At 72.5% G+C, this 12,616-nt stretch carries 11 protein-coding genes and 1 tRNA gene; 6 read left to right on the forward strand and 6 right to left on the reverse strand.

The window, feature by feature from the left end; translation table 11 throughout:
* Positions 1 to 78 precede the first annotated feature (78 nt).
* Together POL72_RS18520 and add are read left to right on the forward strand one after the other, a co-directional pair.
* Entirely contained in the window at positions 79 to 1,473 is a 1,395-nt protein-coding gene (locus tag POL72_RS18520; RefSeq protein WP_272096741.1) for a vitamin K epoxide reductase family protein, read from the forward strand.
* 57 nt (positions 1,474 to 1,530) lie between these two features.
* A complete protein-coding gene (add, locus tag POL72_RS18525; RefSeq protein WP_272096742.1) occupies positions 1,531 to 2,724 on the forward strand; it encodes an adenosine deaminase in 1,194 nt (397 codons plus the stop codon).
* An 82-nt stretch (positions 2,725 to 2,806) separates the two neighbouring features.
* On the opposite strand, the gene nadE is transcribed toward add, so the two are convergent.
* Together nadE and POL72_RS18535 are read right to left on the reverse strand one after the other, a co-directional pair.
* Positions 2,807 to 4,726 (reverse strand): NAD(+) synthase, encoded by a 1,920-nt coding sequence (gene nadE, locus POL72_RS18530; protein WP_272096743.1) that lies wholly within the window; start codon positions 4,724 to 4,726, stop codon positions 2,807 to 2,809.
* 11 nt (positions 4,727 to 4,737) lie between these two features.
* Complete coding sequence (locus POL72_RS18535; RefSeq protein WP_272096744.1) at positions 4,738 to 5,724, reverse strand: hypothetical protein; 987 nt, start codon at positions 5,722 to 5,724, stop codon at positions 4,738 to 4,740.
* Between the two features lie 385 nt (positions 5,725 to 6,109).
* On the opposite strand from POL72_RS18535, the gene POL72_RS18540 reads away from it, so the two are divergent.
* From POL72_RS18540 to POL72_RS51785, 3 genes are all read left to right on the forward strand, one after another.
* Positions 6,110 to 6,973, forward strand: coding sequence for a Crp/Fnr family transcriptional regulator (locus POL72_RS18540; RefSeq protein WP_272096745.1), 864 nt, complete (start codon positions 6,110 to 6,112; stop codon positions 6,971 to 6,973).
* Between the two features lie 171 nt (positions 6,974 to 7,144).
* Positions 7,145 to 7,227: transfer RNA gene (locus POL72_RS18545), tRNA-Leu, on the forward strand.
* A 277-nt stretch (positions 7,228 to 7,504) separates the two neighbouring features.
* Positions 7,505 to 8,188: a DciA family protein gene (locus POL72_RS51785; protein WP_373372232.1), complete on the forward strand. Its 684-nt coding sequence runs from the start codon at positions 7,505 to 7,507 to the stop codon at positions 8,186 to 8,188.
* On the opposite strand, the gene POL72_RS18550 is transcribed toward POL72_RS51785, so the two are convergent.
* The 4 genes from POL72_RS18550 to purD form a co-directional block, all read right to left on the reverse strand.
* Positions 8,079 to 8,927, reverse strand: a complete 849-nt coding sequence (locus tag POL72_RS18550) for an FHA domain-containing protein (protein WP_272096746.1) — start codon at positions 8,925 to 8,927, stop codon at positions 8,079 to 8,081. The two genes, POL72_RS51785 and POL72_RS18550, sit on opposite strands and share 110 nt — an antisense overlap.
* A 3-nt stretch (positions 8,928 to 8,930) precedes the next feature.
* Positions 8,931 to 9,809, reverse strand: a complete 879-nt coding sequence (locus tag POL72_RS18555) for an FHA domain-containing protein (RefSeq protein WP_272096747.1) — start codon at positions 9,807 to 9,809, stop codon at positions 8,931 to 8,933.
* Between the two features lie 252 nt (positions 9,810 to 10,061).
* Positions 10,062 to 10,511 carry a hypothetical protein gene (locus POL72_RS18560; RefSeq protein WP_272096748.1) on the reverse strand — a complete coding sequence of 150 codons (450 nt, stop codon included), beginning with the start codon at positions 10,509 to 10,511 and terminating at the stop codon, positions 10,062 to 10,064.
* A gap of 9 nt (positions 10,512 to 10,520) precedes the next feature.
* Complete coding sequence (purD, locus tag POL72_RS18565; RefSeq protein WP_272096749.1) at positions 10,521 to 11,855, reverse strand: phosphoribosylamine--glycine ligase; 1,335 nt, start codon at positions 11,853 to 11,855, stop codon at positions 10,521 to 10,523.
* Between the two features lie 278 nt (positions 11,856 to 12,133).
* Between purD and POL72_RS18570 the strand changes: the two genes are divergently transcribed.
* Complete coding sequence (locus POL72_RS18570; RefSeq protein ID WP_272096750.1) at positions 12,134 to 12,574, forward strand: deoxycytidylate deaminase; 441 nt, start codon at positions 12,134 to 12,136, stop codon at positions 12,572 to 12,574.
* The last annotated feature ends 42 nt before the right edge of the window (positions 12,575 to 12,616 follow it).

Consider the following 12,616-nt stretch of genomic DNA (forward strand, 5'->3'; position numbering starts at 1 on the left):
CGCGCTGGCTGTCTCCGCCCGGGTCCGGTATGCCTCGAGCCCACCCCTCCTCCACCTGCAACGCACCCGCAACGACCGATGCTGCTGAACTCGATCGCCCTGCTCCTCGCGCTGGTGCTCCTCGTCGCCCTCGCCGGCAGGGGCAACGTCTTCGCGGTGCGTCCGGCCGGTGACCGACGTGAAGGACGTGAAGGACGCGACGGACGGGCTGGGCGCGCGCCCTTGGAAGCGTCTCAGGCGAGCCCCGAGGCGCCTGCGTCGCTGCCCTCGAGCGACGAGCGGCAGGCTGGGCGCGCCCGGTTCTTCGTCACGCTGTTCCGGCTCGCGCTCTTCGTCGCCATCGCGGCGAGCGCGGCGCTCGTCGTCGAGTACCAGAACGCGGGCGATCCCGCGTTCTGCGGCGTCACGTCGGGGTGCTTCGCCGTCAGGATCTCGCCGTACAGCCGCTTCCTCGGCGTCCCGCTGCCGAACCTCGGCCTCGCCGCCTTCACGGCGCTCCTCACCGCCTCGCTGCTCGCGCGGGCGCGCTGGCACCACGTCGCGATCGCGGCCGCCTCGGCCGTCGGCGGCCTAGCCGCCGCGGCGCTCCTCGGGCTCCAGAGCCTCGTGATCGGCGCGTTCTGCGCGTGGTGCGTCGCGGTCGATCTCGCGGCCTTCGCCGCCGCGATCACGTCTGCCCTCGTCGCGCGGCAGGCGTGGCGCATGCCGGCCAGGGCGTTCGAGCGCGCTGCCCAGGGCGGGTCGCTGGGCGTCACGGTGTGGGGTGCGGCCGCGGCGGCCGCGGTCGGCCTGCCGTTCCTCTGGGGCAGCCACCCGGTCGTTCCGCCGCTCCCGCCGGAGCTCGCGGCGCTGCAGGAGCCGGGCAAGATCACGATCGTGGCCTTCACCGACTTCGAGTGTCCCTTCTGTCGCAGGCTGCACCCCGAGCTGAGCAAGATCGAGGAACCCTACGGCGACAGGGTGCGCCACGTGCGCAAGATGGTGCCGCTCCCGATCCACCCCGGCGCGCTCCCCGCCGCGAAGGCCTACGTCTGCACGCCCGAGGACAAGCGCGAGCAGGCCGCGGCGCTGCTCTACAGCGCGCCGCCGAGCAAGCTCACGGACGAGCGCGTCGCGTCCGTCCTCTCGCCGCTCGGCCTCTCCGCCGCCGAGCTCGCGGCTTGCCTCGCCGCGCCCGAGACCCAGGCCGCCATCGACGCGGACGTCGCGCTGTATGGGCGGATGGAGGCGCGAGGGCTCCCGACGACCTACGTCGGCCGGCGGCTCGTGGTGGCGTACAACCCCGAGCGGATCCGCGATGCGCTGCGCCGTGAGGCCGCCGGGGACGACATGAGCCTGCCGCTCCCGTGGCTCTTCGTCGCCCTCTTCGGCGCGGCCGCCGTCGCCGTGCTCGTGGGCGGAAGGGATCGCTCGCGCGGCGCGGCGGACGAGGGCGGCGCCGCGCCCTCGTCGTCCTCGCCAGAGCGATCGTGAGCGACGTCGCGCCCCGCGCTGCCTTTCGCGGCTGGTCGCCGGGTGACAGAATAGCTCATGAGTGATCACCCCGAGCTAGCCGGCAAGCTCCCCCTGGAGTTCTTCCGGCAACTACCCAAGACCGATCTGCACGTCCACCTCGACGGCTCGTTGCGCCTCGAGACGATCATCGACCTCGCCCGCGGCCACCACGTCAACCTCCCGACGTACGAGCCGGCGGAGCTGCGCCGGGTGATGAACCTGGGCCAGAACTGCGGCTCGCTCGTCGAGTACCTCAAGGCGTTCGACATCACGCTGCGCGTCCTGCAGACCGAGGAGGCCCTCCACCGCGTCGCCTACGAGCTCGCGGAGGACGCCGCGCGCGAGAACGTCCGCTACATGGAGGTCCGCTACTCGCCGATGCTGCACACCCGCCTCGGCCTGCGGCTCACGAGCGTGGTCGAGGCCGTGCTCTCCGGGCTCAGGACGGCGCGCGACGCGCTGGGCATCGAGAGCAACGTCATCGTCTGCGGCATCCGTAACATCTCGCCGGAGTCGTCGCTGGAGATGGCGGAGCTCGCGGTGGCGTATAAGGGCCGCGGCGTCGTCGGGTTCGACCTGGCCGGCGCCGAGTACGACCACCCGGCGAAGCACCACAAGGCCGCGTTCCAGCTCGTGCGGCAGAACAACATCAACTGCACAATCCACGCCGGCGAGGCGTACGGCCCCGAGTCGATCGCGCAGGCGCTCCACGTCTGCGGCGCGCACCGGATCGGCCACGGCTGTCGCCTGCGCGAGGACGGCGACCTCCTCCACTACATCAACGATCACCGCATCCCGCTCGAGTGCTGCCCGTCATCGAACGTGCAGACCGGCGCCGTCCGCGACCTCGCCTCGCACCCGCTCAAGCTCTACCAGAGCCTCGGCCTGCGCGTGACCGTCAACACCGACAACCGGCTCGTCACCGACACGACGGTGTCGCACGAGCTCTGGCACTGCCACACGAAGATGGGGTTCGGGCTGAAGGAGATCAAGGCGACCATCGTGGCCGGCTTCAAGAGCGCCTTCCTGCCGTTCCACATCAAGCAGGCCTATCTCCGCCGCGTCACCGAGGATCTCGAGCGCTTCTCTGCCGACGGCTCGATCCGCCCCGCGGTGGCGCCCATGGCTCCTGGGATGGCTGCCAGCCACGACGGGATCGAGCTCGCCTCGAAGGACGGGAAGGACGGCAGGCAGGGGGCCCCGGCCTCCGTCGAGGAGGCCGCCAACTGACGCGCTGCCCGTCGACGCGCCGCGCGCCGCGGATCGATGCGCTGATCGCGCGGCGCACGGCGGCCGCCCCCTGGCGGCGGGCTCAGCCGCCCTTCCACTCGGTCCGCTGCACCACGGGCAGCTGCAGCGCGCGCTCGCGGTCGAGATCGAGCGAGCCGAGGTGGATCGCGATGGGCGACTGCACCCACTTGAAGATCGACCTCGAGAACAGCGTCGCGAACTTCTCGGCCCAGGCCCGCAGCGCGGCGGGGTCCTTGTCGGGGAACAGGCTCGGGAGCGCCCTGGCGACCTCGTCGGCGGCGAGCTTCTCGGCGCCGTAGAGGTGGAGGCACGCGTCGAGGACCTCGAAGGGCATGAGCTCGGCCTCGCCCGACTGGTTCTCGGCGAGCTCCGGCCCGGCGGTTGTGGCGAGCGTCTGCTGGATGCCCTGGAAGCGGAAGCGCTGCGAGAGGCGCTCGAGCAGCGCGATGACCACCGTCTTCGGCAGGTTGGCGATGACGCTGAACGCCCCCTCGAGATCGCCGCCGACCGTTGTGTAGCCGAGCGCCTTCTCGCTCATGTTCCCCGTCTGCAGGAACAGCGCGCCGCTCGTGTTCGCCCAGTTCCACATGCGCCCGCCGCGGATGCGCGCCTGCACGTTCTGCTTCGTGAGCTCGGTGAGCTGCCCGCCCTCGCCGACCATCGCCTGGGCGGCCTCGAGCTCCCTGGGGAACGCGTCCTCGATCGGGATCACCGCGAACGACACCCCGAGATCGTCGGCGATCTGCGCGGCGGCGCGGTGCGTGGCGTCGCTGGAGTAGCGGGAGGGCATGAAGAACGCGTGGAGCGACGACCTCATCCGCTCGCGCAGCGCCGCGCCCTCGAGGCCCGGGTGGATGAGCTGCACCGCGCGCCAGGCGACGAGCAGCGTGAGGAGCGAGTCGCGCCCGCCCGAGAGCGCGAGGCCGACGCTCTTGAAGGCGCCGATCTTGCGGTAATAGTCGGCGACGCCGAGCGCGAGCGCCTCGTAGAAATCGTCGAGCAGCTCGTCGCGCGCGGAGATCGCGGGCAGCGCCGCCGAGGGCAGGAAAGGCGTCGTGCCCGCCGGCGGGGCGGGGTAGGCGAGGCGCGCGCGGTCCGCGGTCTCCCCGCCGATCCGGAGGACCTGCACCATGCGGGCGGAGGCGCGGCGGAACTCCTCGAGATCGCTGCGCCAGGTGCTCGCCTCGCGGCGGCAGCGGGTGGTCCGGTCGAGGTCGACGACGGCCGCGGAGAACCCCTCGCGGAACCGCGGCGCCTCCAGCATCGGCCGGCCGTTCTGGTTGATGAACCCGCCGCCGTCGAAGACGAGCCCGTCGTTGCCGCCGACCAGGTTCGCGTACGCGATCGTGCACTGGTTGTCCGAGGCGCGGGTCGCGAGCATCTCGCGGCGGGTGCTCGTCACCCCGGCGCGGAACGGCGACGCCGAGATGTTGCAGACGATCTCGGCGCCGGCGTAGCAGCGGCGCCGCATCGGGCCGTCGGGCGACCAGATGTCCTCGCACACCTCGACGGCGATCGTCCCGAAATCGAAGGCGTAGACGCGATCGCCGCAGAGCACGCCGTCGGCGTCGAGCTCCATGAACGGCATGCCGCGCGAGAACGTCCGCGCCTCGTAGAAGATGTTGTAGGTCGGCAGCTTCTCCTTGGGGGAGAAGGCGAGCACCCGGCCGGCGTGGACGATGGCGCCTGCGTTGAAGAGGTCGCCTCCCACGCCGACGGTCACGCCGATGACGAACACGGTGCGGAGCTGCGCGGTCTCCTCGGCGAACCGGCGGAGCTCGCGCTGCTGGCTCGCGACGAACGCCGGCCACTGCACGAGGTCCTCGGCCGCGTAGCCGCCGATCACCTGCTCCGGGAAGACCGCCAGGGTGACGTCGTCGCGCGCCATCGCGCGGGCGAGCGAGAGGCACCGGTCGGTGTTCGAGCGGACGGCGCCGACGGTCGCGTTGACGTTGGCGATTCCGATCTTGACGAGTCGCATCGGGCGGCAGCCTACCGCGGCAGCACGGCGCTGAGCAGGCCGAAGAGCTTGTCGAGCTCACCGGGGGTCACGCGCCGGTTCGACTTCACGCGGTCCCCCTCGGCGAAGAAGACGATCGGGTCGACGACGCGGACCGTCACGATGGCGATGCGGAACGAGGTCGCGCGCTCGATCTCCTCGTTGAGGAAGGCCGCGTCGCGGGCGGCGAGCTCCGGGCTCTCGCTCGCGCCGTCGAGCGCGACCGTGGCGCCGCCGTCCTTGGTCAGCGTCACCGTGGCCTCGAGCGATCTCAGGGTGGGCGGCACCCGGGGCGCCTCCCGCGGTCCCTTCAGCGTCCGCGCCGGGTCGATCGCCGCGGCGATCGCGGCCTCGTCGCCCGTCGGATCGGGGAAGCCGCCCGTGCCCAGGAAGCGCCGCGCCTCGCGCGCCCGCGCGACCGGCAACACGACGAGGAAGTCGGGCTCCACGGTCGCCACGACGCGCGTGTGCCCCTTGATGGTCACGCGCACCGCCGGCACGCCGAGCTCGGTCTCCCGGGTCCCTGGCGGCTGGCTGCGCGAGAGGAGCGCGTCGAGGCCGGACGCCAGCTTGTCCGGCGGCACGCTGTGCTGGACGACGACCACCGCCTCGTGGGCCGCGTCCGCGCGCGGCGCGGTGACGAAGGCGCGCTCGACGTCCCGCTCCGGATCGAGCCCCGTGCCGGCGAGCACGGGGCCCCACAGATCGAGCGCCGCGAGCCGCGCCATGATGGGGTGTCCCCGGGTCCTGTCGCCGTAGACGAGCACAGAGACCTTCCCCCCGGCGATCGACTGCGCGATCGCGGCCGCGTTGCGCGGCTTCGGCGGCGGCGGCGCCTCCGCGCTGACCGGCGTTCCCGACGACGCGGAGCCGCACGAGGCGACGAGGAGGGCGAGGCCGATGACGACGAGCCGCAGCAGCGAGCGGCGCAGCGGCGAGACGCGCATCGCGGCGGGGAGCCCTTGGCGAACGGACGACATCACCCGGGCGACGTTACCGGCACCTACCCGATCCTGCCAGCGGGGCAAACCTCCTCGGCGCCCGGGCGTGCGTCGGCGCCCGTCGACCGACCGGCTGTCCACCGGCTGTCCACCGACCGATTGCCCGATTGCTCGATCGTCGTTCGCCGCTCGTCGACGCGCGACGCGACGACGCGCTGCACGGCGACGATGCGAGAAGGTGCGCGGGCTCGCGGTCCTGCGCACGCACCTCGCTGCGGCGAGGCCATCCCTCTTCCTCGGCTCGGGACCTGGAGTAGGATGCCGCTCCCGCGGTCCACGCAGAGCTCGTGCGCGCCGCAAGGCTCCGTGCCGCGCGACGCCGCGGACGCCGAGCCCGACCCATGTTGAAGAGGAGTGTCATCCCATGGCGGTCCGCCCATCCGACCTGCACGCGATCCCCCTGTTCGAGAGAATCACGGAGGATCACCTCGATGATCTGATGAAGGCGTTCCAGCGCCAGGAGGTCCCGTCCGGCCACGTGCTCTTCGAGGCCCGGAGCGCCCCGGCGCACCTGTTCCTCCTGGTCCGGGGCGAGGTCGCGCTGCTCGACGCGGGCGAGACGCGCTTCCGCCTGAGCCCCATCTCGCCCATCGGCGAGCTTGGCGCGCTGACCGGCTTCCGGCGGACGACGACGGCGGTGACGACGCAGCCCTCGGAGATCTGGCGCATCGGCGTCGCCGAGCTCCAGAACTTCTTCGAGGACCACGGGGACGTCGCGTACCCCTTCTACAACAACCTGCTCAACGTGGTGGCGGGCAAGATCCGGCGCGACGCGCGCCGCCTCGAGGAGACCCGCGCGAACCTGATCCGCACGCAGAAGGCGATGAAGCGGCTCCTCGATCTCGTGCTCGACAGCGAGGAGACGCCGCTGAGCAAGGTCATCTGCGCGACCCTGGAGGAGCTCATCGAGAAGAACCGGCGCTCCCACTACATGGTCGAGCCGGCGCACACGCTGAAGAGCTCGGTCCGCCTGGACAGCGGCGCCCTCGTCACCGTCGTCGAGCTCTCGGACGGCTGGCTGCGCCTCGCCGGTCTGCGCGACGTCGCGAAGGACGCGCACTGGAGCGGCGTGCTCGTCCTGCCCGGGCGCGAGATCCCGGTGAGCGGGACCATCGACGCGGTCGACGATCACGGCGCGCTGGTGAAGCTCGATCTCCTGATCGACGAGTACGCCGCCGCGCTCCAGGACTACCTGACACGCCTCCAGATGCTGGATTTCGTGGTGTGACCTCTCGCCGCGCTCGCGGGCCGCGCCTCGGTGCGCGGCGGCCGCGGCGCGGCGGCGCTGCTCCTTTCAGGCGCTCGGGCTTTCAGGCTTCAGCCTTCAGGCTTCAGACGGTTGCCAGGATCGTGCCCGGTGATCTACGGTTCCAGGAGCTCGCTGACATCACAGCGCTGAGCCGAAGTGGCGGAATGGCAAACGCGGCGGATTCAAAATCCGCTGTCCGCAAGGGCTTGTGGGTTCGAGTCCCACCTTCGGTACCGAGAGCGCCTCTCACGATCGTTCGTCGCCAGGCAGTCGAGGACGGGTGGTCTGATCTGGCGGGCGACCGTCCTGGTCACCAGGCGGCGCCGTAGGGGCTGACCGTTCGTGATGCTGGGCGAGCCTGGACGGCGCGCTCTGCCGGAGCACGGCGCTGTCAGGCTGCTACGCTCGGCGCGCATGTCGCGTCGGAGCGGAGGTGGGTTCGAACGGCTGGGCGCGCTGATCCAGCGCGAGTCCTCGCTCTCGGCGCCGGGGGAGGTCGACACCTCGCCGATGCCGTTCCGCGACTGGGAAGCGGCCGTGGGGTCCCGGATCGCCGCGCGCGCGCGGCCGCTCAAGCTGGAGCGCGGCGTGCTCCACGTCCGCGCGGCGAGCTCGATGTGGGCGCAGGAGCTCTCGCTGCTCGGCGACGCCATCACCGCGCAGCTCCGGTCGCGCGGCCTCCCGGTGCAGTCGCTCCGGTTCCGCGTCGGCAAGGTGGAGCCGGTCGCGCGGCCGCCGTGGCGCGAGGAGGTCCGCCCGACCCCGAAGGAGGCGCCGCTCCCGGTCGAGGTGCGCCGAGAGCTCGGGAAGGTCGCCGATACCGAGCTGCGCGAGGCGATAGCGAAGGCCGCCGCGAGGAACCTCGGCTGGCAGGAAGCCGAGGCGGGCGCGCGCCCCCGCAACGCACCGCCGCCGCACCAGTCCGCCGCCGCGCCGGCCCCACGTGTGCCGCCGCCTGCTCCACGCGCGGCGCAGCCGCCTGCCCCACACGGGGCCGCCCGCGCGGCGCAGCCGCCGGCTCCGCGCGCCTCGCGCTTGTCACCAGAGGCCGCCGCTCCCGCGACGCCCGGCGGCGACGCGGCGGCTACTTCGCCGCGACGAGGCGCTCGAGACCCTCGATCCGCTGCATCAGGAACCGCTCGGTCGGACCGAACGACGGAGCCATCCGGCGCAGGTCGTCGAGGTAGATCCTGAGCGGCTGGATATCGAGCGTCTTGACGCGCCGGACGACGGTGTAGAGCTCGTCGACGACGGGGCCGGGCAGCGGGCGGCGCGCGATCGTGAAGAGCTCGAACGCGTAGTTGACCCACGTCCCCTTGGTCGTGGCGCCCGCGAGGCGAGCCGCGTAGCGCGCGGCGAGCTCCGCGGCCGGCATCTCGAGCGGCACGTTCGTCCGCGCGCGGCTCAGGATGTCGATAAGCACCGTCTGCAGGATGCGCTCGGCCTCCTCGCTGCGGCCCATCGCCAGCGCCTTGTCGGCGAGGCTCGCGAGCAGGCGCAGCGACTGGAAGCCCTTGGACCCGCCGTCTCCCGTCGGGCTCGTGAGCTCCGTCGGGTCGTCCGACATCTTGCGCATCTCGGTCAGCGCCATCGCGCCGAGCGTCGCCGTCGCGCGCCGGAACTCGACCCCGTAGGCGTCGTGGGGGCGCGACTCCTCCCCGCCGTAGAGCAGCATCTCCTGGCTGCCGATGATGATGCGATCGCCGTCGGTCAGCTCGCGCTGGCCGGAGATGCGCGTGCCGTTGACGTACACGCCGTTCCTGCTCTCGAGATCGTGCAGGGCCACGCCGTCGCTGCGCACCTGCAGCGTCGCGTGGCGCCGCGACACCAGCGGGTCGTCGAGCGAGAGCTGGCAGTCGCCGCTCCGGCCAATCACGAAGGGCCCTTCGGGGAGCTCGAAATCGTGCGCCAAGTACCGGAGGCGGAAAGGCATGGTCTATTTCAGTGCGCCGAGGCGCTCGAGCCCTTCGATACGCTGGAGGATGAACCGCTCCGCCGGCGTACGCTCGCCTGCGCGCTCGCGGAGCCGCTTCGCATAGCCACGGAGAATGGACATGTCGACGGCCTTCACCTTGCGCAGGACACTATACAGCTCATCGACGAGGTAAGCGGGGAGGAGGAGCTCGAGCCGGGTATTCAGCTCGAAAATGTAGTTGATCCACGAGCCGCGACCCGTCGCCGAGGCGAGGCGGGCCGCATACATGCTTGCCTTCTCGACCAGCTCGGGCTGCACGGCGCCGACGCCCCCGTCCCGCGCCTTCGTGAGGATGTCGGTGAGCGAGCGCTGGAGGATGCGCTCGGCTTCATCCACGCGCCCCAGGGCGAGCGCCTTGTCGGCGACGCTGCCGATGAGGCTGAGCGCGTGCACGCGCTTGTCGGGGTGCTGCGGGACGAGCCCGGGGAGCGACCTCCGGGAGGCGATGGCCGTCGCGCCGTCGTCCTCGCCCCCGGGCATCTCGCTCATGTCGACCGTGCGCGCGTTCTGCTGCCTCGTCCAGAGCGGCGCGCTCCGCGGCGAGTGCGCCGAGCTCGGCTCGATGGCCCCGAGCAGGAACATCTCCTGCCCCCCGATCGCGATCTTGTCGCCGTCCGACAGGATCTGGCGCCCCGCGATCCGAGCCCCGTTGATGAGCACGCCGTTGCGGCTGCCGAGATCCTCGATCGCGACGCCGCCCTCACCGACGGTCAGCAGCGCGTGCCTGCGCGACACCAGCGGGTCGTCCAGCGACAGCTGGCAGTCCGCGCTCCGTCCGATGAAGAACTCGCCGAGCGGCACCTCGAGATCGTGGGCGAGGTAGCGCAATCGGATGCCCATGATCGAGCCATACCAACAGCCCAACAGGCCGTCAAAAGACAGCTTTCGGGCCGCGTAGCATTGGTTTGCAAGCCCACAAGAAGGGCCGTGCACTACGGACGGGACGTCCGTTACCGTCTTACAGTATCACACCAGTTGTCATGCCGCGTCATGCCGCGTCATGCCGCGTCATGCCCCGTCGTGCCGCGTCGTCGTCGCTGTCGTCGTCGCGTGGCGTGTCGTCGCGCGCCGTTGCGACCGGCTCGGGGAGGCTCAGGGGAGGCGAGAGAGGACCCGGAGCAGCCTAAGGAGGAGCCTTGGGTGCGCGACGAGGCCGTAGACCTTGAGCTCCCCTCTGGCCACGAGGCGCGCGAGGTCGCGCAGGGGGCCGCTCTGGCGGCGGTGCAGCACCCCCAGCTTCGGGAGGCGCAGCCAGCGGTGGAACGCGACGTCGGGGAGCCGGCGGAGCGCCGACTCGTCGCCGCAGAACGTGACGGACGGGATGCCGATGGCGCCGTCGTGGATGGTGAGGCGCCCGTGGTCGAAGCGCATCGTCATGGACGTGTCGGCGTCCTGGGCGACGACGAGCACCGACCCGCGCAGCGCCCGGAAATCGGCGGCGCGCTTCGGGTCGCGCGCGAGGTGCTCGCGGATGAGCTGGCCGAGGTAGGCGGCGAGCGGGTTCTCCTCAGCGCCTGGGGCGAGATCGACGATGGGCTCCATGGTGCCCCCTCACCCGGCCGCGCGCGCTCCGTCCACCCCGATGTCGCGGCGGAGCACCTTGCCGTCGAAGTCGATGGCGCCCGCGGCGCGGAAGGCGCGCTCCCGCGCTTCAGCGAGCGAGTCGCCCGCGGCGGTGACGGCGAGCACGCGGCCCCCCGCGGTCACGACCGCGCCGTCCCGCTCGGCCGTGCCCGCGTGGTTCACGAAGGCGCCCTCGACCGCGGCCGCGGCGTCGAGGCCGCGGATGACGTCGCCGGTCACCGGCGCCGTGGGGTAGCCGCGCGCCGCGAGGACGACGGTGAGCGCGTGGCGGCCGGGGGCGACGCGCGCCGCCCCGGGAGCGAGCGCGCCCGCCGCGGCAGACGCGCAGAGCTCGGCGACGTCGCCCTCGATCAGCTCCATCAGCGCCTCGCACTCGGGATCGCCGAAGCGGACATTGTGCTCGAGCAGCATGGGGTCCCCGGCGGGCGTGATCATCAGGCCGGCGAACAGCACCCCGCGGAAGGGCCTCCCCTCCACCCGCATGCCGTCGATCGTCGGCCGGAGGATCTCGCGCTCGACGCGCGCGGTCAGGGCCGGGGTGACGCGGGCGCTCGGCGCGAACGCGCCCATGCCGCCCGTGTTCGGCCCGGTGTCGCCCTCGCCGACGCGTTTGTGATCGCGCGCCGCCGGCAGGACGAAGATCGCCTCACCGTCGCTGATGGCGTGCACGCTGGCCTCCTCGCCCTGGATCGCGTCCTCGAGGATCACGGTCGCGCCGGCGTCGCCGAAGCGGCGATCCACGAGCATGTCCTTCGCGGCCGCGAGGGCCTCGTCGACGGTCGTCGCGACGACGACGCCCTTGCCGGCGCAGAGCCCGTCGGCCTTCACGACGATGGGCGCGCCGCGCTCGCGGATGACGCGGGCCGCCTCGTCGAAGGAGCGCACGATCCGGAACGGCGCGGTCGGGATCCCGTGGCGGGCGGCGAACTCCTTGAGGAACGCCTTCGACCCCTCGAGGCGCGCCGCCTCGCGGCTCGGTCCGAAGACGGCGACGCCCTCGGCGGCGAGCGCGTCGGCGACGCCGGCGCAGAGCGGCGCCTCGGGGCCGACGACGACCAGGTCGGCGCGCTCGCGGACGGCGAGCCGGGTCGCCTCGGCGGGCGACAGGGACGGGAGGTCGACGCGGCGGATCGGGGCGCGGCCGGCGCCTGCTGGCGCGTGGGTCCCGGCGTTCCCGGGCGCCACGATCACCTCGGCGACCGAGGGCGATCGGGCGAACGCACGCGCGAGGGCGTGCTCGCGCCCCCCGGAGCCGAGCACGAGGATGCGGCGATCTGACCTTCGGGGGGCGGCGGAGCTCACCCCCGCGCGCTACCACGCGCCGGGCCTCGCTGTCGAGGCGCCTCGCGCGGTCCCGTGCCCGCGGGGGGCTCCGCGGCGCCCGGCGTCGTGATAGAAGCGCCCGCGCGGCGCGGCGCGGCTCAGCCGGGGCCGCGGGCGCGCGCCGCCGGGCCCTTCGCGAGGGGGACCGGAGGGCGGATCCCTGAACATTCTGGAGGAATCGGCGAGCGCGGGTCGCTCGACGTCGAGGGGACGTCGAGGGGGCGGCGGGCGCGGATCCCCCGTCGTGGAGGTGAGCGATGACGCATCGGGCTTCGTGGGATGAATACTTCATGCGCATCGCCGAGGTCGTCGCGTCGCGGGCGACCTGCGATCGGAAGCACGTCGGCGCGGTGATCGTGCGCGACAAGAGCATCCTCGCGACCGGGTACAACGGCTCGATCCGGGGGCTGCCTCACTGCGACGAGGAGGGGCACCTGATCGAGGACGGCCACTGCGTGCGCACGATCCACGCGGAGGCCAACGCCATCATCCAGGCCGCGCGGAACGGGGTGCGGATCGACGGCGCGACGGTCTACGTCACGGCCTCGCCTTGCTGGGGGTGCTTCAAGATGATCGCGAACGCGGGGCTCTCGCGCGTCGTCTTCGGCGAGTTCTACCGCGACGAGCGCATCTTCCGGTTCGCCACGGAGCTCGGGATCGAGCTCGCCCCGCTGGAGCGGCGCGAGACGCCCGCCTGAGGCGTTGCGCGGGCGGGCGCTCGGTTGAGCGAGCCCTCGCGC

Origin of the sequence: Sorangium aterium (assembly GCF_028368935.1) — a bacterium.
Classification (GTDB): domain Bacteria; phylum Myxococcota_A; class Polyangia; order Polyangiales; family Polyangiaceae; genus Sorangium; species Sorangium atrum.